The sequence below is a fragment of the Mesorhizobium sp. M0938 genome, from assembly GCF_040319125.1.
In the GTDB taxonomy this organism is placed as follows: domain Bacteria; phylum Pseudomonadota; class Alphaproteobacteria; order Rhizobiales; family Rhizobiaceae; genus Mesorhizobium; species Mesorhizobium robiniae.
Window position 1 is genome coordinate 19,810 of sequence record NZ_JAMYNS010000004.1, and the last position, 23,999, is coordinate 43,808.

Annotated in this window: 18 protein-coding genes and 1 pseudogene; 9 read left to right on the forward strand and 10 right to left on the reverse strand. The window is 61.2% G+C overall.

Features of this window, described 5'->3' with window-relative positions:
• From trpC to NKH73_RS07740, 3 genes are read right to left on the reverse strand one after another with little or no spacing between them, the layout of a single operon-like run.
• Positions 1-813 carry an indole-3-glycerol phosphate synthase TrpC gene (gene trpC, locus NKH73_RS07730; RefSeq protein WP_352929923.1) on the reverse strand — a complete coding sequence of 271 codons (813 nt, stop codon included), beginning with the start codon at positions 811-813 and terminating at the stop codon, positions 1-3.
• Between the two features lie 4 nt (positions 814-817).
• Positions 818-1,828, reverse strand: coding sequence for an anthranilate phosphoribosyltransferase (gene trpD / locus NKH73_RS07735; protein WP_352929926.1), 1,011 nt, complete (start codon positions 1,826-1,828; stop codon positions 818-820).
• Positions 1,825-3,717, reverse strand: coding sequence for a SurA N-terminal domain-containing protein (locus NKH73_RS07740; protein WP_352929929.1), 1,893 nt, complete (start codon positions 3,715-3,717; stop codon positions 1,825-1,827). Before NKH73_RS07740 ends, trpD begins: the two co-directional genes overlap by 4 nt.
• A 144-nt stretch (positions 3,718-3,861) precedes the next feature.
• Here NKH73_RS07740 and tpiA point away from each other — a divergent pair, with 144 nt between their 5' ends.
• The 5 genes from tpiA (at position 3,862) to NKH73_RS07765 (ending at position 8,936) form a co-directional block, all read left to right on the forward strand.
• Positions 3,862-4,629 carry a triose-phosphate isomerase gene (gene tpiA, locus NKH73_RS07745; protein WP_352929932.1) on the forward strand — a complete coding sequence of 256 codons (768 nt, stop codon included), beginning with the start codon at positions 3,862-3,864 and terminating at the stop codon, positions 4,627-4,629.
• A gap of 174 nt (positions 4,630-4,803) precedes the next feature.
• Complete coding sequence (gene secG, locus NKH73_RS07750; protein ID WP_352929935.1) at positions 4,804-5,265, forward strand: preprotein translocase subunit SecG; 462 nt, start codon at positions 4,804-4,806, stop codon at positions 5,263-5,265.
• A gap of 208 nt (positions 5,266-5,473) precedes the next feature.
• A complete protein-coding gene (locus NKH73_RS07755; protein ID WP_352930735.1) occupies positions 5,474-6,607 on the forward strand; it encodes a L,D-transpeptidase in 1,134 nt (377 codons plus the stop codon).
• A 132-nt stretch (positions 6,608-6,739) separates the two neighbouring features.
• Positions 6,740-8,377 carry a CTP synthase gene (pyrG, locus tag NKH73_RS07760; protein ID WP_352929938.1) on the forward strand — a complete coding sequence of 546 codons (1,638 nt, stop codon included), beginning with the start codon at positions 6,740-6,742 and terminating at the stop codon, positions 8,375-8,377.
• Positions 8,378-8,396: 19 nt separating this feature from the next.
• Entirely contained in the window at positions 8,397-8,936 is a 540-nt protein-coding gene (locus NKH73_RS07765) for a DUF1697 domain-containing protein (RefSeq protein ID WP_352929939.1), read from the forward strand.
• A 30-nt stretch (positions 8,937-8,966) separates the two neighbouring features.
• Here NKH73_RS07765 and NKH73_RS07770 read toward each other — a convergent pair whose 3' ends face one another.
• Positions 8,967-10,424 carry an NCS1 family nucleobase:cation symporter-1 gene (locus NKH73_RS07770; RefSeq protein ID WP_352929942.1) on the reverse strand — a complete coding sequence of 486 codons (1,458 nt, stop codon included), beginning with the start codon at positions 10,422-10,424 and terminating at the stop codon, positions 8,967-8,969.
• A 115-nt stretch (positions 10,425-10,539) separates the two neighbouring features.
• On the opposite strand from NKH73_RS07770, the gene NKH73_RS32565 reads away from it, so the two are divergent.
• A complete protein-coding gene (locus tag NKH73_RS32565) occupies positions 10,540-11,046 on the forward strand; it encodes a DUF982 domain-containing protein (RefSeq protein ID WP_502893878.1) in 507 nt (168 codons plus the stop codon).
• Between the two features lie 41 nt (positions 11,047-11,087).
• Here the strand turns inward: NKH73_RS32565 and NKH73_RS07780 are convergent.
• Together NKH73_RS07780 and NKH73_RS07785 are read right to left on the reverse strand one after the other, a co-directional pair.
• A pseudogene (locus NKH73_RS07780) lies at positions 11,088-11,228 on the reverse strand (winged helix-turn-helix domain-containing protein); the annotation flags it as partial.
• Between the two features lie 6 nt (positions 11,229-11,234).
• Complete coding sequence (locus NKH73_RS07785) at positions 11,235-11,927, reverse strand: TetR/AcrR family transcriptional regulator (protein ID WP_352929945.1); 693 nt, start codon at positions 11,925-11,927, stop codon at positions 11,235-11,237.
• 205 nt (positions 11,928-12,132) lie between these two features.
• On the opposite strand from NKH73_RS07785, the gene NKH73_RS07790 reads away from it, so the two are divergent.
• Genes NKH73_RS07790 through NKH73_RS07800 form a run of 3 tightly spaced genes read left to right on the forward strand, consistent with a single transcriptional unit; the run spans position 12,133 to position 15,009 of the window.
• The gene (locus NKH73_RS07790) at positions 12,133-13,092 is read left to right on the forward strand and encodes an efflux RND transporter periplasmic adaptor subunit (RefSeq protein WP_502893880.1); all 960 of its coding nucleotides are present in this window, start codon (positions 12,133-12,135) and stop codon (positions 13,090-13,092) included.
• A gap of 7 nt (positions 13,093-13,099) precedes the next feature.
• Positions 13,100-14,341, forward strand: a complete 1,242-nt coding sequence (locus NKH73_RS07795) for an ABC transporter permease (RefSeq protein ID WP_352929948.1) — start codon at positions 13,100-13,102, stop codon at positions 14,339-14,341.
• Positions 14,338-15,009, forward strand: a complete 672-nt coding sequence (locus NKH73_RS07800) for an ABC transporter ATP-binding protein (protein ID WP_352929951.1) — start codon at positions 14,338-14,340, stop codon at positions 15,007-15,009. The genes NKH73_RS07795 and NKH73_RS07800 overlap by 4 nt, the downstream gene beginning before the upstream one ends.
• A 77-nt stretch (positions 15,010-15,086) precedes the next feature.
• Here the strand turns inward: NKH73_RS07800 and NKH73_RS07805 are convergent, their stop codons facing one another.
• The 4 genes from NKH73_RS07805 to NKH73_RS07820 form a co-directional block, all read right to left on the reverse strand.
• A complete protein-coding gene (locus NKH73_RS07805) occupies positions 15,087-16,865 on the reverse strand; it encodes an alpha,alpha-trehalose-phosphate synthase (UDP-forming) (RefSeq protein WP_352929954.1) in 1,779 nt (592 codons plus the stop codon).
• A 161-nt stretch (positions 16,866-17,026) separates the two neighbouring features.
• On the reverse strand, positions 17,027-19,189 hold the full coding sequence (locus NKH73_RS07810; RefSeq protein ID WP_352929957.1) for an amylo-alpha-1,6-glucosidase: 2,163 nt from the start codon (positions 19,187-19,189) through the stop codon (positions 17,027-17,029).
• A 51-nt stretch (positions 19,190-19,240) separates the two neighbouring features.
• A complete protein-coding gene (locus tag NKH73_RS07815; RefSeq protein WP_352929960.1) occupies positions 19,241-20,302 on the reverse strand; it encodes a glycosyltransferase family 4 protein in 1,062 nt (353 codons plus the stop codon).
• A 493-nt stretch (positions 20,303-20,795) separates the two neighbouring features.
• Positions 20,796-22,994: an autotransporter outer membrane beta-barrel domain-containing protein gene (locus NKH73_RS07820; protein ID WP_352929963.1), complete on the reverse strand. Its 2,199-nt coding sequence runs from the start codon at positions 22,992-22,994 to the stop codon at positions 20,796-20,798.
• Positions 22,995-23,999: the final 1,005 nt, after the last annotated feature.

Consider the following 23,999-nt stretch of genomic DNA (forward strand, 5'->3'; position numbering starts at 1 on the left):
TCAGACGGCCTCGGCCGGCGCCTTGCCCGTCAAAAGCAGGTGCGTTGCGGCGGCCACGTCCTGTTGCCGCATCAGGCTCTCGCCGACAAGGAAGGTGTCGATGTCGCTTTTTTCCAGCCTGCGGCAGTCCTCGTGCGAGAAAATACCGCTCTCGCTGACCAGCAGGCGGTCGCCCGGCACCATCGCCGCGAGCCGCTCCGAAGTATCGAGACTGGTTTCGAACGTCCGGAGATTGCGGTTGTTGATGCCGATCAGCCGTGACGACAGTTTCAGCGCGCGTTCCGTCTCGACCTCGTCATGCACCTCGACCAGCGCGTCCATGCCGAGTTCGAAAGCCGTCGTTTCGAGCTCCCTGGCCACGGCATCATCGACGCTCGCCATGATGATCAGGATGGCATCCGCGCCCCACGCGCGGGCTTCGAACACCTGATAAGGCTCAAACAGAAAATCCTTGCGCAAAGCGGGCAGCGTCACGGCGTTACGCGCATCGGTGAGGAATTCAGGCGCACCCTGGAAGGACGGCGCGTCGGTCAGCACCGAAAGGCAGGCGGCACCACCCTTCGCATAGGCCCTGGCCAGTACCGGCGGATCGAAATCGGCGCGGATCAGACCCTTGGACGGGCTCGCCTTCTTGATCTCGGCGATCAGCGCGAAGCTGCCGGATTTGCGCTTGGCTTCAAGGGCCGCGAGAAAGCCGCGTGGCGCATCGGCGTCCTTCGCCTGCGCCTTGATCTCGGCAAGCGGCACGCGCGCCTTTGCCGCCGCGATCTCGTCGCGCTTGTAGGCCTCGATCTTGCGCAGAATGTCAGACACGGCTCTATCCGTTCGAAATCTCGACCAGCCGGTCGAGCACTTGCAGCGCGCGGCCGCTGTCGATGGCTTGCGCTGCCGTCGCCATGCCGTCGGCAAGCGTCGTTACCTTGCCCGCGACCACCAGTCCGGCGCCGGCGTTCATCAGCACCGTATCGCGAAAAGCGCCGGCAGCGCCGCCCAGCATGTCGCGCATCGCCTGGGCGTTGTAGGCGGCGTCGCCGCCGCGCAATTCGTCCTTGGTGTGACGCTTCAGCCCGACCGCTTCCGGGGTCAGCGTAAAGCTGCGGATCTCGCCGCCGACCAGTTCGGCCACTTGGGTTTCACCGGTGGTGGTAATCTCGTCATAGCCGTCGCCATGGGCGACCCAGGCGTGGTCGGCGCCCAGCGCCTTCAACGTCTCGGCCACCGGCATGATCCACTCCGGCAAGAACACGCCGACCATCTGTCTGGCGACACCGGCCGGATTGGAGAGCGGACCAAGCAGGTTGAAGATGGTGCGGGTGCCGAGCTCGACGCGGGTCGGGCCGACATGCTTCATCGCCGGATGATGCGCCGGCGCGAACATGAAGCCGACGCCTGCATCGTGGATACAGCGGCCGATCGTTTCCGGCGGGATATCGATCTTGACGCCGAGCGCTGTCAGCACGTCGGCGGCGCCGGTCTGCGAGGACAGTCCGCGGTTGCCGTGCTTGGCCACCGGCACCCCGCAGGCGGCGATGACGAAGGCGGATGCGGTCGAGATGTTGACGCTGTGCGAATTGTCGCCGCCGGTGCCGACGATGTCGATGGCGCCAGCGGGCGCTTCGACACGCAGCATCTTGGCGCGCATAGTGGCGACGGCGCCGGAAATCTCACTCACCGTCTCGCCGCGCACGCGCAGCGCCATCAGGAAGCCGCCGATCTGGCCGGGTGTCGCGTCGCCCGACATGATGATGTCGAAGGCCTCCCGCGCCTCCTCGAAGGAAAGGGCGTTGCCGGCCGCGACCTTGGCGATATGGGACTTGAGTGCGCTCATCTGGTCAGGGCTTGTGCAACGGCGGTCTGGTCGATGCGAACGTCGTATTGCGTCTGCAACTGCGCCACCAACTGGTCGAGCAGGTCGCCGGACATTCCGGAGGTGAAGGATTTCTGCGCGTCGTCCGGTACCGAGCTGGCGTCGGCTCCGGCAGGCTCGAAGACTTCGGCGATCTTGAACAGGATCTGTCCGTCGCCAGTGGGCGAGGGGATCAACCCGGTCCCGCCTTCGCCCTCGCCGAACATCGCAGCCGCCCCTTCCTTTCCGAAATCGACGTCGTCCGCCTCGCGCTTGACGCCGCGCTTGGTCTGCTTCTCGAGCTTGAGCTCGCTCGCGATCACATCGAGCGTGGCGCCGGCATCGAGACGCTTTTCGAGTTCGTTGGCCTTTGCGGTGAGCCGCTTGGTCGTTTCCGTCGCCGTCCAGTCGGCCACTACCTTCTGGCGGACTTCATCCAGCGTGCGGTCGCGGGCCGGCGTGATTGAATCCACCTCGTAAAACACGAAGCCGTTGCCGGCGGTGGTGAGGTCGGGATTCTCGGCGCCGGGTTCGGCATCGAACACCGCCTTGATGAGATCCGGCGATTCCGGCAGGTCGTTGACGATGGTGCCGTCCGGCCTCTGGCCGGTGCGATCGATCGCGTCAATGGTGACGACCTTAAGCTTCAGTTTTTCGGCCGCTTGCGCGAGCGTGCTGCCCGAAGCACGCATATCTTCGTAATTGTCATGCACATCAAGCAGAATGCGGCTCGCCTCGCTCAGCGCCAGATCCTTGCGGATCTCAGCCGACACTTCGGCCAGCGGCTTCACCACTTCGGGCTTGATGTCGGTGACGCGCAGCAGCACCGGACCAAAAGCGCCCTGAACGACCGGGCTGACCTCGTTGGCGTTTAGCGCGAAGGCGGCGTCTGCCACCGCCTTGTCGGCGATCTTGTCCTTAGTCAGCGTGCCGAGCAGCGTGTCGGCTTGCGTCTTACCCTCGGCGGCAACGATCTTGTCGAAAGTTGCGCCGGTCCTGAGTGAATCGAGCGCTGCCTTCGCGGCATCAGGCGTCTTGAACACGAGCTGTTCGATGGTGCGCGTTTCCGGCGTGGTATAGCGCCCCTTGTTCTTGTTGTAGTCCTCGCTGACCTGTTGGTCGGTCACGGCGCTCAGATCCATAATGTCTTCCGGCTCGAGCCTGACATAGGAGAATTTGCGGTATTCGGGCGCCGCATAAGTCTTCTTGTTTTCCTCGAAATAGGCCGAAAGCGCGCTGTCGGATGGCGCTTCAATCGGCTCGACCAGCGATTTCGGTAAGGTCACATAGTCGATGGTGCGGTCCTCTCCACGATAGAGTGCCACCGCCTTGAAGAAGGTATCCGGAACCTTGAGTCCGTCCGAAACCGCCTCGACGATCTGCTGGCGCACAGCTTCCTGGGCGCGATTCTTCAGATAGTCTTCCGGCCGCATACCGACCTGTTGCAGAATGTATTCGAACGTTCTCCTGTCGAATCTGCCGCCGGGACCCTTGAAGGCCGGGTCTTCATGGGTGAGCTGGGCCAGCCGGTCCTTGGACAGTCCAAGCCCGAGCTTGCGGGCCTGCTCATCGAGGACTGCACCCGACACGAGTTGCGCCAGGACCTGGTTGTCGAGGCCAAGCGCCGTCGCCTGCTCGCGGCTGATGCGCTGGCCGAATTGCTGCGACATCACGCTGATCTGGCGATCATAGGCGAGGCGGTACTCGTTGATCGACACTTTGGTGCCTCCGGCCGTGATAACCGCGTCGTGACCTGCAAAACCACCCGCCACCTGCCCGGAAATGCCCCAGACGAGGAAACTCAACACCAACAATATCAGCAGTGCCTTCGCGACCCAGGTCCCCGCCGCGTTTCTCAAGATACCAAGCATGGTCACTTCCGATTTTTGCGCATTTTCGCATGCGCCGAGTCTGAAACAAGCGCAATAGCGTCCTTCCGGCCCACTGTCGATTGCTTTGTGGGCTGAGTTTGCTAGTGAGGACGCAGCCGAATATTGCCCGGAGAAGCAAATCCCATGACGCCAGGAATCCGCCCGCTGGTCGCAGGCAACTGGAAAATGAACGGCACCAGTGCCTCGCTCAACGAACTCAGGATGATCGGCAACGGCTTCATGAGCGGGCTCGATGCTGAGACCGAAGCGCTGGTCTGCCTTCCGGCGACCCTGCTTGCGCACGCCGCGGAGATTTTGTCGCGCACGCCGGTCCGGGCCGGTGGCGAAGATTGCCACACCAAGGAGAGCGGCGCCCATACCGGCTGTATTTCGGCCGAGATGCTGAAGGATGCGGGCGCCAGCCACGTCATCGTCGGTCATTCCGAACGTCGTGCCGATAACAACGAGGACGACGCCATCGTTCAGGCCAAGGCGTCCGCTGCGTGGCGTGCCGGGCTGGTGGCGATCATCTGCATCGGCGAGACGAGAGCCGAACGCGAAGCGGGCGCTACGCTCGACGTGCTGTCGCGCCAGATCGCCGGCTCAGTGCCGCCCAACGCCACGGCGTCGAATACCGTCATCGCCTACGAGCCGGTATGGGCGATCGGCACAGGACTGACGCCGACCGCCGCCGACGTTACCGAGGCGCACGCGCATATCCGCGAAAAACTGTCGGAAAAGCTTGGCAGCGCAGCGGCGAAGATGCGCATTCTCTATGGTGGCTCGGTCAAGCCGTCGAACGCCGTCGAACTGCTTGGCGTGAAAAATGTCGACGGCGCGCTGGTCGGCGGCGCAAGTCTGAAGGCGGCGGACTTTCTCGGCATCGCCGAAGCCTATCGAAATATCTCGTAGCACCCAGCCCTGTCGGGCTGGGATAGGCGGTGCCGCAGCGGAAATCGTTGCAAAGGGCGCATTGCTTCCCATATTCCGGCTGCGGGCTTGGAAATGTCATCAAAGCATTGTATTGAGCCGCCTCCAAATCACCGGTCGTATCCACGGCCGCGCAAGGCTTTGCCAGGATAAACTATGGAAACCGTACTGATCGTCGTCCACCTCATGGTCGTGCTCGCTCTTGTCGGCGTCGTGCTGCTGCAGCGCTCCGAAGGCGGCGGCCTCGGCATCGGCGGCGGATCGGGCTTCATGACCGCGCGCGGCGCTGCCAACGCGTTGACACGGGCGACGGCGATCCTGGCGGCGGCTTTCTTCGTCACCTCGCTGACGCTGTCGATCATCGCCCGTTACGGCGAGAAGCCGATCGATATTCTCGATCGCGTGCCGGCGGCGAACGGCGCGGGCGGTGGCGTGCTCAACCAGTTGCCTGGCACTACGGCGCCTGCGCCGCCTTCCGGCAACACGGCACCGACGCCGCCTTCCGGCAATGATGCAGCAGCGCCGGCTCCCACTGCGCCGCCTGCCGCGGATTCGACTACGCCGCCGGCCACAAACGGCGCCACGGCGCCGGTGACGCCGCAGGTTCCAAACCAGTAATCAACGGACGTCCGGCGCCGCGATCTGTTGTTGTTTGAACACAGTCGCGGCAAATGCCGCACGATCACGCAGATTCGACCGGGCACGGCACGACGCGGCGCTTGAGGCGACTTCGATTAATCGATTATAGATTGCGCGCGGCACTTTTGGGGTCCTTGGGGGACGCCGACGCCGTGGGCAACAAGCATTGAACGATCGGATCTTCGCCATGCAGCTTCGCAGCTTCATTTTAGCCGGCCTTTGTGCCGCGCTCAGCCTTGGTGCGCCCGCTTACGCGGCCATGCCGGCGGGCAATTCGGCCTCTAAGGCCGCAGTGACAACGGATGTCGTCAACGTCGCCGCCAAAAGCGATACGGCGCAACTTAGGCTCCTCAAGAAGAAGAAAAAGCCGACTTCGGACGATCTTGCCCAGATCGGCAAGCTCGAAGCCAAGATCGCCGCCGACAAGGAGGCCGCTCGAGCTAAGGCGATCGAGGCCAGGAAGCTGGCGATGCGCGAGGCGGCCAAAGCCAAGGCCGACGCGGAACGGCAGGCATTTCTTGCCAAGAAGGGCCTTGCCCAGAAAGATAAGCCTGCTGCCCAGCCGGCTGACGTCAAGCCTGCTAAGAACAAGGCCGTCAAGATCATCGAACCGGTTCAACCCCTCATACCGATCCAGTCGGCCGAACCAGTTTCCGCCGAGGCCATGAACGTTGCGCTGGTCCGCAACAATGGCGAATTGCGCAGCGAGGCGATCGGACAGAAACCGCAGAGCGTCGGGCTGTTTGCAGGCCTGTTCGGCGGCAACGCCTCGTCCTCTTCGATGTCGCTGCTCCCCGAGACGCGCGCTCTTGACGCCGCACTCGCCAGGAAGGAAGCCAAAAAACAGTTCACGGTAAAGCCGGAGTTCGTGCCGCAGAGCGTGGAGTTCACCGGCTACAATCCCGGCACCATCGTCATCGATACGGGCGCGCGCCGCCTCTATCTCGTCGAATCCTCGTCGACCGCCCGCCGCTACGCCATCGCCGTCGGCCGTGAGGGCTTGCAGTTCAAGGGCACGGTCGCAGTTGGCGATAAGCAGGAATGGCCGCGCTGGATCCCAACGCTCGACATGCAGAAGCGCGAGCCGAAGAATTATGGGCGGTACAAGGACGGCATGCCCGGCGGCGGCGACAACCCGCTCGGCGCGCGCGCCATCTATCTCTATGAGGGTAAGAAGGACACACATCTGCGCATTCACGGAACCATCGCGCCGCAGTCGATCGGAACGAGCGCCTCCAATGGCTGCTTCCGCATGATCAACGAGCATGTCATGGATCTCTACCGCAGGGTGAAAGTCGGCACCAAGGTCGTCATCATCTGACGTTTTAAACGATACTGCCGAAGGGCCGGCTTCGCCGGCCCTTTTGTTTTTTGCTCGCCCGTCACGCCTTCTTGGGAAAAAGCCTTCGCGGCGCTTTTTTCTCTGGCGGAATCAATTCGGCCGCGTTAAGCGATGACTCCCATGGCGCGATATGTATTCATCACAGGCGGCGTGGTTTCCTCACTTGGAAAAGGCATCGCTGCAGCGGCCCTTGGGGCTCTCTTGCAGGCGCGGGGTTACCGCGCGCGCATAAAGAAGCTTGATCCCTATCTCAACGTCGATCCCGGCACGATGTCGCCATACCAGCATGGCGAAGTCTTCGTGACCGACGACGGCGCCGAGACCGATCTCGATCTTGGCCACTATGAGCGCTTCACCGGCCGCTCGGCCAACCAGCAGGACAACATCACCACCGGCCGCATCTACAAGAACATCATCGAGCGGGAGCGGCGCGGCGACTATCTTGGCGCCACCGTACAGGTCATTCCGCACGTCACCGACGAGATCAAGAATTTCGTCCTCAACGGCAATGACGACTACGACTTCGTCCTGTGCGAGATCGGCGGTACCGTCGGCGATATCGAGGCAATGCCGTTCCTGGAGGCGATCCGCCAGCTCGGCAACGACCTGCCCCGCAACAACGCCGTCTACGTCCATCTGACCCTGATGCCGTACATTCCGACGGCGGGCGAATTGAAGACCAAGCCGACCCAGCATTCGGTCAAGGAGTTGCGCGGCATCGGCATCGCGCCCGACATTCTTCTGGTCCGCGCCGATCGCCCCATTCCCAAGGAAGAGCGCCGTAAACTGTCGCTGTTTTGCAACGTGCGCGAAAGCGCGGTCATCCAGGCACTCGACGTGCCGCACATCTACGACGTGCCGATGGCCTATCACAATGAAGGGCTGGATTCGGAAGTGCTGGCCGCCTTCGGCATCGATCCGGCGCCAAAGCCGCGCATGGAGCCTTGGCAAGCGGTGTCCAATCGCATCCACAATCCGGAAGGCGAGGTGACCATCGCCGTCGTCGGCAAATACACCGGCCTCAAGGACGCCTACAAATCGCTGATCGAGGCGCTGTCGCATGGCGGCCTTGCCAACCACGTCAAGGTCAAGCTCGACTGGATCGAGAGCGAGATATTCGAGAAGGAGGATCCGGCGCCGTGGCTGGAGAAGGTCCATGGCATTCTGGTTCCCGGCGGCTTCGGCGAACGCGGCGCGGAGGGCAAGATATTGGCGGCGAAGTTCGCCCGCGAACGAAAGGTGCCGTATTTCGGCATCTGCTTCGGCATGCAGATGGCCTGCATCGAGGCGGCGCGTTCGCTGGCCGGCGTCGAGCATGCCTCTTCGACCGAATTCGGCCCGACCGAGGAGCCGGTTGTTGGCCTGATGACCGAATGGCTGAAAGGCAACATGCTGGAGAAGCGCAGAGAGACAGGCGATCTCGGTGGCACCATGCGGCTAGGCGCTTATCAGGCGGACCTCGCCAAGGGCTCGAAAATCGCCGACATCTACGGAGACACGCAGATTTCCGAGCGCCACCGCCACCGCTATGAGGTCAATGTCGACTACAAGGAGCGGCTTGAAGATTGCGGCCTGGTCTTTGCCGGCATGTCGCCGGACGGCGTGCTGCCGGAAACGGTCGAATACCCCGATCATCCCTGGTTCATCGGCGTGCAGTACCATCCCGAGCTGAAAAGCCGGCCCCTCGACCCGCATCCGCTGTTTGCCAGTTTCATCGAGGCGGCGGTGGAACAGTCGCGGCTGGTCTAGAAGGCCGACGGGCCGCACCATGCAAACTTACGTCGCGCTGCTCTACAGCATTGTCCTGGGTGAAGGACGCCGGGTCGTGATGTCCGATCTCAGGGCCATGGCGGACGACCTGGGGCTGAACAACCCGCGCACGCTGGTAGCGACCGGCAATCTGGTCTTCGAGGCGAAAGAGACAGAAATTGCCGCGCTCGAACACCGGCTGGAGACGGCGTTCGAAAGAACATTCGGCCGCCATGTCGACATCATCGTGCGCCGCGCGGATGACTGGCTGGCACTTGCGGCGAGCAATCCGTTTCCGTCCGAATCGGCTGCTGCCGCGGATCAAGTGGCGGTGCGTGTGATGCGCAAGCCCGCTCCGGCGGAAGGCGTCGCAGCGCTGAAGGCCTATATCGGCAAGGATGAAAGGATGCAGGCGGTCGGCGGCGACATCTGGATCGTCTTTTCCCGCGAAAGGCCAAGTTCGCGACTGCTTGCGGCAACGAGCCACAAACGGCTCGGCGTCGGCACGTCGCGCAACTGGAACACAGTGCGCCGCTTGGCGGAAATGGTCGTGAAGTAAAACGGGGCGGCTCGCGCCGCCCCGAATCCGTCAAGCCTTCGCCATCCTGGCCCCGGCACCGAGTGCCATCGTGCGCAGCACATAGTAGATGACACCTGCGATCGCTACGCCAAAGAACCAGCCGTAGACGCCCCACCACGACGGCAGCCAGTTGGTGAAGTTCGGCAGGAGCGAGGAGAAGATCGCGCCGATGCCGGCTGCGATGAAGGCGTTGACATGCCAACCGTTCTGGAAGCGGAACTCGCCATCTTCCCTGTAGAGTGCCTCGACGTCGACCTCGCCCTTCCGGATCAGGTAATAGTCGACCATCATGACACCGAAGATCGGTCCCATCGTCGCGCCGATGATGTTGACGAAAGAGGCAGCGCTGCCTTCCCATGGCGCGAAGGGGTAGAGCACCAGCGCGATCAGCGCCGCGATGTAGCCGCCCTTCTTGAAGTCGATCTGCCGCGGAAAGACGTTGGAAAAATCGAATGCCGGCGACACGAAGTTCGCCACCACGTTGATGCCGAGCGTCGCCACGGCGAAGGTCAGGGCCGCGAGTGCCGCCAGGAACCAGCTGTCGAACTTGGCCGATATCTGGTCGGGATGCAGCAGCACTTCGCCATAAACGTCGAAGGCGGCAATCGTGGTGACGCCGGCGACCAGCGAAAACAGGATGAGATTGACCGGCAGGCCCCAGATATTGCCCTTGCGCAGCGATGCCTTATCCGGCGCGTAGCGGGCGAAATCGCAGAAGTTGAGGTAGAGCGCCGAGAAATAAGTCACCCAGATCGCCGCCACCGCGAACAGCGAAGTCCACGAGCCCGGCGTGCCGGGCACGCCCGCATCCTTGGTCTTTTCGAGCAGCACATCCATCGGGATGTCGCTGGTGAAAGCAAAAGTCCCTGACTTGACACAGAGGTAGATCGCCAGGATCAGCATCATCACCCAAACCGCCGGACCGGCCCAGTCCTGGAAGCGCCGCACCGTTTCCATGCCTTTCTGGATAATCAGCAACTGCAGCGCCCAGACCACCGCGAAGCAGATCACCTCCAGGCCGGTATGGCCGAGGAAATGTGTGTTCTGGTTAAAGTCGGCGAACCATTGCGAGCGGATCAGCAGCGCCACGATCGCGCCGGACGCGGCCGCCGTCTGTGCGCCGTACCAGAAGCAGGCGACGATGGCGCGCACCAAGGCCGGTATGTTGGCGCCCCAGATGCCGAAAGAAGCGCGAGCAAGGACAGGGTAGGGCACTCCGGTCTTCACGCCGGCATAGCCGACCATGTTCATCAGCACGTAGATGATCATGGAACCGATGCCGATGGCGATAATGAAGTTGACGAAGCCACCGCAGAACAGGAACAGGCTTGCCGCCAGATAGTAGCCCCAGAGGCTGTGAACGTCCGACGTCCAGACGTTGAAAATGGAGAATGGTCCCCAGTTTCGAACCTTGGCTGGAGCGAGATCCTCGTTATACAGGTCAGGTGATGCGCCTTGTATGGTCATTGCGATGTCCCCTTGTTGGCCGCACGCGCCCTCACGCGTTGACCGTGCAGGTTAAGCCTGACGCAAGGGGACCGGCAACAGATTGATTTGCCGGCTTTGACCTTAAAGATATTCAATGAGAATCGGTCTTATCGACGCGGCGCAACGGTTTGTCGCTTGTTTGTCACGTTTGGTGATTCGATTTTGGTCGAGCAGTGTGAGAGGCTTGTATTTAGCCCGACTTCTTTCTTCAGCATCGGGCTCTCTTTGCCGGAACCAAATGGCCAGCCGACAGTTTAATACAGTTCGATCAGATGTTGCGATCGACCGGGAGGAAACGATGGATCGCCTGCAATTCTTTACGCCTGTGCGGATTTCGCGCGGGCAGAACGGTCCTGCCGCAGAAATTGGTAGCGTGGCCGAAGCGATGGACTTCTTGCGTAAGTGGCCAACAGGCCGGCGTGGGCCCGTCTATCAATGTGCGGTGAATTGCTGCTCCGCGGCTCTGGCGGGAAGGATGTCGGCAGAGGAAGCAAGGAAGGCTTTTGCCGGTTTCGCCCGCATCACGCGCTTGCTCGACGACGACATGGCGCTGCCGATGGGCGGCGAAAGTATCGGTAACGTGCATGCTATGAGGCGATGAACGTTCATATCTGCCATGAACATGGCGCCCCTCCGGCAAAGTCACAGCACCTCGACTGAGGCTGCGAACAGGTAGCCAGCGCCCCGCTCGGTGACAATGAGATTAGGCTCGCTCGGGTTTACCTCGAGCTTGCGACGCAGTCGCAATATCTGCACGTCGATGCTGCGATCGAACACTTCCTCGGCTGATCACGGGCCTGATTCGAGGAAAGCCCGGGCAAACCCGGGTTGCGCCGCTTCTATCGTTCCATCGGGTAGCTTCAAAAGCCGGTCGATTGCGATGCCATAGAGCCGCAGCCGGTCGTCGAGCAGTCGCGCCGCTTCGTCGATATTGCCCTGCTCGGCCTTTAGCAAGGCGCGGTGCATCACATCGCGAAAGATCAGCCGCAGCTGCAAATACATCTCCGCGAAAGCTTCCGGGTCGGGCACGTCGAAGATGCCTTCCTCGCTTCCTTTTCTAAGCAGATCGGTGATTATCGGCATCGCCAATTCCCTGGCCGCCTGGTCGACCCGATGGAAGAGGGCAAGATTCTCGGGCCGGAACAGGACGAAAAATGTTTTGCGCAGTTGCGGAGCAAGCTCGACGTTCAGGCGCCGCGAGCCGGCAAAGAGCGCATTGAGCCGGCCAAGCCCATCGAGTAACGGATCGTTGAGTGCGGGTTGCAACTCGGTGAAACTGTCACGCGCCAGACGTGTGGCGAGCGCCTCCAGCAGCGCCTCTTTCGATGCGAAATAGTGGTAGAACGCGCCCTTCGACAGGCCGGCCTCGCGAATGATGTCGTTCACTGTCGTGTTGTCGTAGCCCTGCTCGAAGAATAGCCGCTGGGCGCAGTCGAGGAGCTCGGCGGCTCTTATCTCCGGCGGCTTTATCACTCTGGGCAAAAAATTCGATCCTCGCGATGCAGGTCGAGCAAGAGGAGCACGAACCGTTCCCTTATGCAACTTTTATAGACCGACGGTCGGTCTAGTGCTATGTCTGCCGCCGCCCGACGTTCGGTTTCGATAATGGAGGGAGAGTTTCTTGCCACGGATACGCTGGATTATTGGCATCGTTTTTGTGGCGGCGGCTGCTTTCGGCGCGTGGTATATGTGGCAGCCGGCCACGGTTTCGATCGTGACGCCACAACGCGGCGACGCGGCGGAGATCGTTTACGCGAGTGGCTCCGTCGAGCCGCGAACCTGGGCCAAGGTGACACCCGTGGTCCGCGAGAGGATCATCGAGCAATGTAATTGCGAGGGGTCGAGGGTTGCACAAGGCGATGTGCTCGCCAGGCTCGACGACAGCGAGGCACGGGCCGTGCTCGGCGAGCTCGAAGCGCGTCAAGCGCTTGCCCAGGAAGAGCTCCGGCGGCTGACGTTGCTTGCCGAGAGGCGCGCGGCGAGCCAGCAGGCGCTCGATCGTGCGCAAAGCGAGCTCGGTCAAATCGAAGCGCTGGTTGCCGGACAGAAGGCGCGACTTGACACTTACGTGTTGCGCGCGCCGAGCGCCGGCGCCGTGCTCAGGCAGGACGGCGAGGTGGGTGAGGTCGCCGAGCTCGGCACGGTGTTGTTCTGGGTCGGCGAGCCGAAGCCGCTCCTGGTGGTCGCCGAGGTCAACGAGGAGGACATTCCCCGGGTCGAGGTTGGCCAGCGTGCGCTGCTTAAATCGGATGCGTTCCCCAGGCAGAACCTGGAAGCGGTGGTCGACAGCATCACGCCCAAGGGCGATCCGGTAACCAAGACCTATCGCGTCCGCTTCCGCCTGCCGGACGATACGCCGCTTCGTATTGGCATGTCGACCGACGTGAACATCGTCATCCGCGTTTCGAAAAATGCGCTGTTGATCCCGTCCGTCGCGGTGGATGGGAACAAGGTGTTTATGGTCGACGGCGATAAGGCTCGGCGGCGCGAAATCCGAGCGGGCATTCGCGGCACCAATGGCATCGAGGTCCTGCCGGGCGCCGACGGGAAGGCAGGTATCGACGAGAAGGCTCGCATCGTCTCGCCCTATCCAGCAGACCTTGCCGACGAAGCGCGCGTGAGCATCGCCGCCGCCCAGGAGAAATAAAGCAACGATGCCGCTTATCTTCGACATCGCCGTCACGCACATTGCCGGTCGCGGCCGCCAGACGCTGGTTGCGGTAATAGGCGTTGCAGTCGGTGTCGGGTTCTCCATCGCCATGGCGGCGCTGATGCAGGGCGGCCAGGACGATTTCGTCAGGCAGCTCGTCGACACGATGCCGCATGTCGACATCACCGACGAGCAACGCACCGCCCGCCGTCAGCCAGCCGAGGATGCCTTCGCGACGGTCGCGATTTCCGGACTCAGGCCGCGCGACGATCGCCGCGGCATCATCAATCCCACTGCCGCGACCTCCTGGCTCGCGAGCTGGATTCCCGGCCGGTTCGCGGCGAGCCTCAAAACGCAGGGTGTGATCCGCTATTCCAGCCGCGAAGTGGGCGCGGCGATTATTGGGATCGAACCGGAGCGAGAGTCCGGCGTGTCGCCGATCGTCGGAAACTTCGTTGAAGGCAGTTTTTCGGCGCTCGCCGCGGGCGGCAACAACGTGCTCATCGGCGACACGATGGCGAGCCGACTCGGCGCCGGATTCGGCGACACGATAACGGCGGTTTCCTCTGAGGGGCTGACGCGCAACTTCAAGATCGCTGGCCTGTTCCACACCGGCACCACCGCACGCGACGAGGGTGAGGCCTATATGCTTTTGAAGAACGCGCAGATCCTCTCCGCGCGCCCGGACGCCATCAACGAGATCCGCATCAAGCTCGACGATCCCAACCGCGCTCCGGCGGTCGCGCACCGTGCCGAGGCCGAACTGGGCTATAAGGCCGTGGCGTGGCAGGAGGCGAACGAATCGATCCTCGAAGCGCTCGTCGTACGCAACGTCATCATGTACACCGTCGTTGGCGCGATCATGCTGGTCGCCGGCTTCGGCATCTACAACATCATCTCCACCATCACGCATGAGAAGGCGCGCGACATTGCCATCATGAAATCGCTTGGCTTCGCGGAGTCCGATATGCGCCGGCTCTTTCTGCTGGAAGGCGTGGCGATCGGCGCTGCCGGCTCCGTGCTCGGCGCGCTGCTCGGCTTCTCCATGACTTATGCGCTGTCGCTGGTGCGCTTCGAGATCGCCGCGACCGGCCAGGAGATGACCCGTCTGCCGATCGCCTGGAGCTTGATGCACTACGTCATCGCCTCGGCTTTCGCGCTGGGCTCGGCGGCAGTTGCCGGCTACCTGCCGGCGCGTCGTGCGGCGCGCCTGAACCCCGTCGAGATCATCAGAGGCGCGTCATGAGTGCACTGATCGAGACCGAGAAACTGACACGCGTGTTGCCCGAAACCGTTCCCGTCACGCTGGTCAAGGACATCACGCTCGCGATTAACGAGAGAGAATTCGTCGCCGTCACCGGTCCCTCCGGCTCCGGCAAATCCTCACTGCTCTATCTGCTCGGGCTGCTCGACCGGCCGACCGCTGGGAGGTTGAGAATTGGCGGCCGTGATACCGAGCCGATGAATGAAAGGGAGCGCGCGCGGACCAGGCTTTCGATGCTGGGTTTCGTGTTCCAGTTCCATTTTCTGCTGCCGGAGTTCACGGCCCGCGAAAATGTCGAAATCCCGATGCGCAAGCTGGGCCGACTGGCACGGCCCGAAATGCGCCAACGGGCCGGGGAACTGCTTTCATCCCTGGGCCTCGGCGAACATCTCGACAAGCGGCCTGACCAGCTCTCGGGCGGCCAGCGTCAGCGCGTCGCGGTGGCACGCTCGCTCGCCAATGACCCGCCGCTCATCCTCGCCGACGAGCCGACGGGAAGCCTCGACAGCAAGAGCTCCGAGCAGGTTTTCGCAATCCTGGAGAACCTGGTGCGCGAGCGCGGCAAGACCGTCGTGGCGGTTACGCATGATCTCGACATGGCGGCGCGTATGGATAGGCGCATTCACATCGTGGACGGGAAGATCGGCTAAGGTGTGTCAATATTCAGGTGCTGCGGCGCGCTGCTTCGCCGGTGCGTTTGGCAGCGGCGGCAGCAGCCGAAGGCTTGTCACGACACTGCCTTTCTTATCCGCTCGAACATGGGAATGACGTTGTTGTTGTTCGACGGCCGCTCGCCGTTACCCATCACCCGGTCGAGGTCGCCGCGCTTGCGAAGCCGGGCGGCATCCAGAAGCATGCTGCCGGCCCAGCGATAGACGTTGTTGTCACGGACCATCTCGCGCATGGGCCGCATGCGCTCGCGCTGTTCCTCCGGTGTCATGGTCAGCGCCTGCAGCAAAGCCTCGCTCGTCATGGTCGTATCGTAGGGATTGACGATCAGTGCCTCCAGGAGTTCGCGCGAGGCGCCGGCAAAAGTGCTGAGCAACAACACGCCCTGTTCGTCATCGCGGGCCGCGACGAATTCCTTCGCCACCAGGTTCATGCCGTCATGCAGGCTGGTGACCATGCATATATCGGCGCCGCGATAGATCTCGTAGACCTGTTCCTGCGTGTGATGTTTGTCTACCATCAGGACAGGACTGTAATCCTCGCTGCCGTATCTCTGATTGAGCTCTTCGACATAGCGGCGGCATTCATTGTGGAGTTGCCTATAGGCCGGGAGTGTGCCCCGGCTAGGTGCTGCGATCTGTAGGAAAACGAGCTTTCCGACCCATTCGGGATGTCTCGTTAACAATTCATCCAGCGCCCGGAAACGGTCGAGGATGCCCTTTGTATAGTCGAGGCGCTCGACGCCGACGCACAGTTTGACATCCGCTTTCAGCCCAAACCTCTCGCGCACGCGGGCGCGGCATTGATCGACATCAGGCAGTTTCGCCAGAAGTTCGGCCGGCCATTCCACGGAGATGGGGTACGCATGCACCAGCGTCGTCTGTCCGCCGTAGGAGATCGCCGCATCGGCCCGCTCAATGCGGCTTTCCAGGAAGCGATCGACACTTTCGGCGAAATTGTTGGCGTGGAACTGGGTATGGAAGCCGATGATCGAGCTACCGAGTAAGCCTTCCAGGATCCGCTCACGCCATGGACAGATGCTGTACACTTCCGAGTTGGGCCATGGAATATGCCAGAAAGTGATGACGATCGCCTCGGGCAGGCGCTCGCGGATCATGCGCGGCAAGAGCGCGAAATGGTAATCCTGGACCAGCACGATCGGCCGCTCGTGGCGCGCTTCGGCAACCACCGTATCGGCGAACTTGCGGTTGACGGCCTCATAGGCCTCCCAATCCGACGCGCGAAAAGTCGGGCGGGTGAAGGCGATATGGCAGAGCGGCCACAGACCTTCATTGGCGAAGCCCAGATAATAGCCCTGATACTCTTCCTCCGTCAGCCAGACCCTGCGCAGCGTGTAGGACGGATTGCCAGGTGGCACCTCAACCCGGTCGTTCTTGTCGACCGTGAGACGGTCCGCTGTCCCGCCGCCGTACGCGATCCAGGTGCCGGCACAGGCGCGGGTGATCGGCTCGAGCGCCGAAACCAGTCCACTGGCCGGTACCAAGAGCTCAACGCCATCATCCCTAGTGTTGTGGATGTAAGGCTCGCGGTTGGATACGACGATCACCTGCGTCTCCGGCAGATCGTCGGCCAGAATCTTGCGTAAGGTGTCGGGCGACCATGTGATCAGGGCCGCATCGGCCGAGTGGCGGTTCTTTTCAAACTCCCGCAGCACTTTGCGAGTCGCTTCAGAAGCCACGTCCTCGCCTGCGGCATATGTAACCGGTGGGGTGTGGCTGTGGCGCCGTTGGAATACCGAGAACACCACGGCAACGGCGGAAAGGCCGAGGCTTGCAAGGATCAGAACCCACAGTACCTCTACGCCATAGTTTGACATCGGAACAACGAATTTTCCTCGGCCGGTCGGCCGTTTTTCTTTGCCTTCGAAGCCGGCGACTTGTGACAGGTAGCCGTGCGCCGGCGTGGTTTGCAACGCACGGATGGGCCATCGGTTCCGGCAGTTGGAGCGAGGCGGTCAATTCGATGCGCAAAGCTAAACTAGGTCCGCACGATGAGCGGCACTAAGCCCTCATGGCGGTCGGCGAGAAAGGCGACGACCCTGTCGCCGACGCGCTGAAATGTCAGATCCACGGCCTTTGCGCCAATGCCCAGATGCCTCAGCGTGAGCGTGTCGATACCAATCGGCAGCCTGGGCCGGGTGACGTGGATTTCGCGATCCCAGCCGTGTATCTCCAAGCCGAGGCAGGCCTGCATCAGCATGAAGGCAGACCCGGCCGACCACGCCTGCGGCAAGCAGGCGACGGGATAGGCGATCGGCGCTTCGCCCGGCGCGCGGGTAAAGCCGCAGAACAGTTCGGGCAACCGCATGTTGAAATGAACCGCCGATTCGAAGGTGCTGCTCATCAGCCGGACGACGCTTTCACGCTCGCCAAAGCGTGCCAGACCGGCGCCGCACATAGCGGTGTCATGCGGCCAGATCGAGCCGTTGTGGTACGACATCGGGTTGAAGAACACAGCATCGTCGGCGAGTGTCCTCAGCCCCCAGCCCGAATGGAAGGACGCCGAAAGCAGCTGGTCGGCGACCATCTGCGCCCGCGTCGGCTCGGGGAGCCCGACATAGAGAAGATGCCCGACATTGGACGTCCGCACCTTGCAGGGCTCGCCGGCGCCATCAATCGCCAAGGCATAGAAGCCGAGATCGTCCAGCCAGAAATGGCGTTCCACAGCGGCGCGCATGGCCTCGGCGCGGCTGTCCCAATGATCGGCTCTGTCGCCCTCGCCGCGGCGGCGGGCGAGGGCTGCCAGCCCCCGGAACGCGGCAAAGACATAGCCTTGCACCTCCACCAGGGCGATCGGGCCCTTGGGAATTCGGCCATCTGCATGGAAGACGGAATCGATACTGTCCTTCCATCCCTGGTTGGAGAGACCGGACTCGGCGGCACGCTGATAGGTGACGAAGCCGGTCGGCCGGCTTGCCTCCTCGGTCCATTCAGCGGCCGCGCAGAGCGACGGCCACAGGCTGTCGACGAATGCCATGTCGCCAGTACGGTCCGCATAGGCGCAGGCGAGATGGATGTAGAGCGGCGTCGTGTCAACACCGCCATAGTAGCGGCCGAAGGGAAGCTCCCGCAGCGCTGCCATTTCGCCCTTGCGGGTCTCGTGCATGATCTTACCCGGCTGCGAATCGCTGAACGGCGATGTCTCTGTCGCCTGGTGCTGAGCAAGGAAGGCCAGCACGCCTCGCGCCAGGCCTGGGTTGAGCCACAGCATCTGCAAAGCGGAGATCACGCCGTCGCGGCCGAACGCCGTCGAAAACCAAGGGATGCCCGCATAGGGATAAGGTCCGGTCGTTAGCTCGGTGGTCAGCAGCGCCACATCCGCACGCGCGCGCTCGACCCAATCGTTGAAGACGCGCCCGGAACTGTGCACCGTAGCACCATGGCGGCGCTTGGCCCGCATGCCGAAGCGAGCCCGGGCCGCGGCGGCGCGGTAGCGATCGCGGTTCGGCGTTTCCGCTACCTCGGGACCGACTTCGACATACAGCACCTTGCTGCTGCGCCTCGTGACGGCAATCAGGAAATCCGCACGGTCGGCCGTCAGACGGTCCGGCGCCTGCGAGAACGATATCGCCGACATCCGCGCTAGCCCGTCCAACCCATCGTAGCGAAGCAGGACGGAAGTCGCATCCGTCTCGGCAGCATGGGCCATACCGCGCTTCAGCCTTGTCGAGCCGCGTACTTCGAACATGTCGCGGAAATCGGCAGCAAAATGCAGCGAAACGCGGATGGTGGAGTGTTCCTGGCTGTAATTGGAAAGCGTGATGCGTTCAAACAGCCGGTCCTCCCAAAGCAGCCTAACGCGTTCGATATGGATCGCGCCCTGCGGAATGTCCCGGCCCCGGACGCTCTGCATCGGCAGATTGGTCAGGTTGGAGGTGAAGAGCACATTGTCCTGGCTCAGCGACGCGCCGAGCAGCGATGTCTGCCGGCCGCCGACGGTCAGCCGGAATTCGGAAAGCACTCGGGTGTCGTCACGGAAAAAACCGTCGCCGGCGCCGCGGATATCGCCGTAGGCGTCGGCCACGGCAAAGCAGTCGCCCTGCTTGAGCGCGAACAGCCGGTGCGGCTCCCGAGGTGCGGTGGCGTCCAGGGAGGCAAGTGCCACCGCTGGATCAAGCTTGCGCTCGTCAAGTTGGGTCATTCGCTACACATCTCTCTCGTTTTCGACCCCCGCGCTCCGAGGTACCGCCGCTCACGATGCTCTTGCTTCGGCCGAGGCACCGAGCAGGCGCGCATAGGCGGAAATGTAGTCGCGGGTCATTCTTTCAGCGGAAAACCGCCTTTCGAAGGCAGCTCGCACCTTCCGCCTGTCGAGCCGCAGCATGCCGGGCACAGACGCGACCGCATCCTCCATGGAATGTACGATAAAACCAGTCACTCCCTGATCGATAATCTCCGGCATGGCGCCGGAACTCCACGCAATCACCGGGGTGCCGCAGGCCATCGCCTCTATGACGGCAAGACCGAACGGTTCCGGCCAGTCAATCGGGAATATCAGACCCGCCGCCCTGCCAAGGAATTCCGCTTTCTTGTCCTCCTCGATCTCGCCGACATAGTCGACACGGTCACCGTCGATCAGTGGCTCGACCACCTCGTGGAAATAAGAACGGTCGTCATCACCGATCTTTGCCGCAAGCTTTAGTTTCAGTCCCGCGCGAAGCGCGATCTCGATGGCACGATCCGGCCGCTTGTCGCGCGACATCCGGCCAAGGAAGGCAAGGTAGGGCTCCCCTGGGCTCGTCTCGAAAACCGGTTTGTAGATCGCGGTCGGCAGGCCGTGGTGGATCGTTGCCAACCAGTTGGCGCTGGCGAGCCCGGTCCTTTGGCTATGGGAGACGGAAATCATCGGAAAGCGTGGAAAACGCTCATAGGCCGGCGCCAGATCGACATAGTCGAGCCTGCCATGCGGCGTCGTCACCGTCCGTTCGGGTATGTGCTCGAAGAATGAAAAATGCAGGAAATGGCTGAGGTGAAAGTGAATAATATCAAATTCTTGAGCCCGTTTCCTCACCTCGGAAAGCATTAAAAGATGCGCGGCTGTCTCGGATTTCAGCGGACGTGGGTCAAGACGCAACGCACGCTCGCGACACGGCACCAATTTTGCCGACGTCCTTGTATCGCCACTGGCGAACAAGGTCACGTCATGGCCAAGCTCGACCAATCCTTCGGTCAGGTAAAAGACAATGCGCTCCGTACCTCCATAAAGCTGAGGCGGCACGGATTCATGGAGCGGTGCCACATGGGCTATTCTCATCGTCTGGCATTTCCCTCAGGTCATCGCTGAAGTCGAAATGCATCAACCTCTCGAACGTTCCCGCGACGGTAAGAGTTCCCTAGGGGATAACAGGCAATTCACTCAGCTGCTGCCGTGGAAGGGAACCATTTGGCCAGGCGAACACATTTGCATTCGGCGCAGAACACAGCGTTGCCCTAGACGCGACTGCGCCATGCTATTACCCCGTACGCATTCATGCGATGTTTCGGAACACGTAGGGGATATGGACAATGCGGAAATGGCCTAGAATGGTCTTGGGCACGGCCGGCGCCATCGCAGTTGCCATTGTTTGGGGAATCACTGCCACCTTGATGGGAGTGCCTTCAATTTTGATCACGATAGGAGCGGTCGCCATCGGCGCGGGCGTCTACAGCTACCTCAGTCAAAACTGATCGACCATTCCTCGCAGGTGCCGCGACGGTCCGCGCCAGAGCATCCACGCCCTGGCGCGATCTCGTTTCAGCTAACTCCTTCAGGTCACGAAGAATGAGGCTGCCGTAAGCGACAGACCTGGAGAGAGAGTGGCGAACTGTGTTTGAGCTGCGCCGCCGATCCCGTCGCTGTCGAAGGAGAGTGCTCCAGTCGAACTGTTGTAGATGATGTGGTCGGAGCTATCATGCGCAGCTTTACCCGCAAAGAAAGCTCCGGATGAAAGCCCTCCCAACTTGAGCCCGGCAAAAATGGCGTCGTCGAGGTGGATCTTGTCCTGGGATTTATTGAAGTCGGTGACCCTGTCGATGTTGCCGGTCCCAAGAGCGGTATTGAAAACGAAGGCATCGTTGCCGCCGTTACCGGTCAAGGTGTCGGTGCCGCCGCCACCTTTGATGACATTGGCGCCGGCATTGCCCTGGATAGTCTGGGCGAACGCGTTGCCGGTAAGGTTGATCGCTCCCGTGCCGGAGGATTTCGTGGTGCCAAGAAGCTCGACATGCGCGTCGGCAGAAAGCGCATAGCTCACCGAGGCGAATACCCTGTCGCCACTGCCGCCGGCCACCTCAACCACCTTGTCGCCGGCATTGTCGACAATATAGGTGTCGTAGCCGCCATAGCCGGTCATCGTGTCGGCGCCACCCATGCCGTTGATGTAATTGGCGCCGGCATTGCCCTGGATGGTTTGGGCAAATTCGTTGCCAACCAGATTGATCGTTCCCGTACCGGCAGCGTTCGTGGTGGCAAGAAGTTCGACCTGCGAGCCGGCCGAGTGCGAAAGCGCAAAGCTCGCCGAGGCGAGCACCTTGTCGGTACCACCGCCAGCCGCTTCGCGCACCTTGTCGCTGGCATTGTCGACATAATAGGTGTCGTTGCCGCCATACCCGGACATCGCATCGGCTCCGCCGCCGCCATTGATGACATTGGCGCCGGCATTGCCCTGGATGGTTTGGGAAACCGCGTTGCCGATCAGATTGATCGCTCCCGTACCGGCGGCGTTCGTGGTGGTGAAAAGCTCGATCTGCGAACCGGCAGTAAGCGTATGGCTGATCGATGTGACCACCCTGTCGGAGCCGCCACCCACCGCTTCAGCCACCTTATCTCCCGCATTGTCGACATAGTAGATGTCATTACCGCCATAGCCGGTCATCGTGTCGGCTCCGCCGCCACCGTTGAGGATGTTTGCGCCGGCATTGCCCTGGATGGCCTGGGCGAATCCGTTGCCGGTGAGGTTCAATGCCGCCGTACCGGACGCATTGTTGGTGGCGAAGAGCTCGATTTCCGAGCCCGCCGTAAGGGCATGGCTCACCGAGGCGAGTACCTTGTCGGCACCGCCGCCGACGGCCTCGATCTCCTTGTCGCGGACATCCTCGACATAATAGGTGTCATTGCCGCCATAGCCGATCATCGTGTGGCCGCCGGCCCCGTGGAACACGTCGGCGCCACTTGTGCCATACAAAATTTCATTGCCGGAATTGTCGGGAGGAGGGGTCCCGGTATTGCTGGTGTTGTGCTGTCGGAAGACGGCCTGCAGTTCCGAGGAGCTTTCAAGCGCGGTGTCGCCGTTCTGCGTTCCCCACTTGTAGGTATAGTCGAAGGCGGGTGACGGAACCAGCGCACCCCAGTGATCGATCATGGTTTCCAGCTGTTCGGCGGTGGGCATGACATGTCTTCCGCCGTCGGAAGTCTCCCAATTGCCGCCGCCAAATGCCTGGTAGACCGGAACGATGCTGCTGGTCGGGATGCCCGACTCGACCGCGGCAGCCACGGCTCTGTCGATCATGTCGTAGTCGACCGTGTCTGTTCCCGTGCGCACCGGATAGGGGTCCAATCCGAAATAATCAATACCGGTATTGGCCGGATTATAGGTATTGGAGAAGTCCGGATTGTCGGGGGATCCCATGTTCATCATGGTGATGAAGGTCTTGGCGCCTGGAAAATGATTGTGGATCCAGTCGGATTCCGCCTTCAGGTCTTCAGCGGTCGCGTAGGTGCCCCATCTGCCGGTGGGATCCGGCTCGTCAGCAAGGTAGAACCCAAACACCTTCGGATTGCCAAGGAAGGGCGTGACTTTGTCGATGAAGGATGAAGTTACCCCGTCGGCCTCGCCAAGATAGACTAGGGCCTTCATGCCATCCGGCAACGCGTTGACCTGCGAAAGGTATTGAACGTCAACCAGGTTGAATCCGGCGGTTGCGATTTCGGTGGCCGATCCACCCGATGTATAGTGCAGAGTAGCCATCTACAATTTAATCCTTCGTCTGATTCGATAGCGCCCCGCGATGCCCCTGCCTACCCGACAGGTATATTAGCTCCAAATCACATACCCGCATTCATCTGATAGAATCGTTGATCGACGATAGGACGTCTGCGCGAGAGAACATATTACTTGGGATACACTGCGAAATTTAAACATGAAATACGTTGTTGCATATAGAATTGCTAAACTTGCCTCGACAAGTTTACGCTATTTCTGATAAGTATTTTTTCATTATTTCGAATAACTAAATATAACATTTAGATATGTTTATAGGTAGGATTCTGTTTGAATTAGAGCTATTTTGGTCCTTCAAATATCCATTGAATTGGATTTTTCGACGTCGGTTCAATTGGGCAATGTGGGAGAGAGCCAGATTTACTAGTATATTATTAAGGGATACAACTGAAATCACGTCATCTGTCTGAATAAAGACGTTTTCACGCTACCCACTTTTCATTTCGGCTAAATTAGACAAGCTTAATCTGAATATTGATCCAGACCACATTGCCTACCGTCGGAACCAAGTTTGTTGTGGACAGACAGTGGACAAGTGCCCGTTCACAACCCGCAGCATCGATAGTTGAGGATGCCGACGTCGGAATGGTCAAGTTCGGCTTATGGGCTACTCGCCCATGGTGATGTCCCAAAACCGCTGTGACTGAGATGCTGTTCAACAGCCACCGAGTCGCCGGTAACGGAACGAGGCACGGCGGAGGCATAGTCCCGGTCGCCTCGCCCACCGGGCTTGTCGACAAAAAATTGGCCGAGCAGGCCCGCTATACAGCCTCGGTTTCACCGTGCCGCGCCCCTCGGTGTTGATGGCCTGATCGGCAGGGAAACCTCAGCTCCCAATGTTTGCAACACCTTGATCCAAACGCGGTTTACCTCATTCAAACAGACGAGGACAGTAGGCGAGCCTGCCCCTACCGTGAACTTGGCATCACGCGCAAAGAAGTAGCGAACTCCATGAAAGCAGCTCTAAAAACC

Excerpts from the sequence above, each read along its gene's own strand:
- NKH73_RS32565 (WP_502893878.1), top strand. The coding sequence starts at position 10,540 with ATGAGAATCGGTCTTATCGACGCGGCGCAACGGTTTGTCGCTTGTTTG.
- NKH73_RS07805 (WP_352929954.1), bottom strand. The coding sequence starts at position 16,865 with ATGTCAAACTATGGCGTAGAGGTACTGTGGGTTCTGATCCTTGCAAGC.
- trpD (WP_352929926.1), bottom strand. The coding sequence starts at position 1,828 with ATGAGCGCACTCAAGTCCCATATCGCCAAGGTCGCGGCCGGCAACGCC.
- secG (WP_352929935.1), top strand. The coding sequence starts at position 4,804 with ATGGAAACCGTACTGATCGTCGTCCACCTCATGGTCGTGCTCGCTCTT.
- NKH73_RS07815 (WP_352929960.1), bottom strand. The coding sequence starts at position 20,302 with ATGAGAATAGCCCATGTGGCACCGCTCCATGAATCCGTGCCGCCTCAG.
- NKH73_RS07790 (WP_502893880.1), top strand. The coding sequence starts at position 12,133 with ATGTGGCAGCCGGCCACGGTTTCGATCGTGACGCCACAACGCGGCGAC.
- NKH73_RS07810 (WP_352929957.1), bottom strand. The coding sequence starts at position 19,189 with ATGACCCAACTTGACGAGCGCAAGCTTGATCCAGCGGTGGCACTTGCC.
- NKH73_RS07765 (WP_352929939.1), top strand. The coding sequence starts at position 8,397 with ATGCAAACTTACGTCGCGCTGCTCTACAGCATTGTCCTGGGTGAAGGA.
- NKH73_RS07795 (WP_352929948.1), top strand. The coding sequence starts at position 13,100 with ATGCCGCTTATCTTCGACATCGCCGTCACGCACATTGCCGGTCGCGGC.
- NKH73_RS07755 (WP_352930735.1), top strand. The coding sequence starts at position 5,474 with ATGCAGCTTCGCAGCTTCATTTTAGCCGGCCTTTGTGCCGCGCTCAGC.
- NKH73_RS07820 (WP_352929963.1), bottom strand. The coding sequence starts at position 22,994 with ATGGCTACTCTGCACTATACATCGGGTGGATCGGCCACCGAAATCGCA.
- NKH73_RS07800 (WP_352929951.1), top strand. The coding sequence starts at position 14,338 with ATGAGTGCACTGATCGAGACCGAGAAACTGACACGCGTGTTGCCCGAA.
- pyrG (WP_352929938.1), top strand. The coding sequence starts at position 6,740 with ATGACTCCCATGGCGCGATATGTATTCATCACAGGCGGCGTGGTTTCC.
- tpiA (WP_352929932.1), top strand. The coding sequence starts at position 3,862 with ATGACGCCAGGAATCCGCCCGCTGGTCGCAGGCAACTGGAAAATGAAC.
- NKH73_RS07770 (WP_352929942.1), bottom strand. The coding sequence starts at position 10,424 with ATGACCATACAAGGCGCATCACCTGACCTGTATAACGAGGATCTCGCT.
- NKH73_RS07740 (WP_352929929.1), bottom strand. The coding sequence starts at position 3,717 with ATGCTTGGTATCTTGAGAAACGCGGCGGGGACCTGGGTCGCGAAGGCA.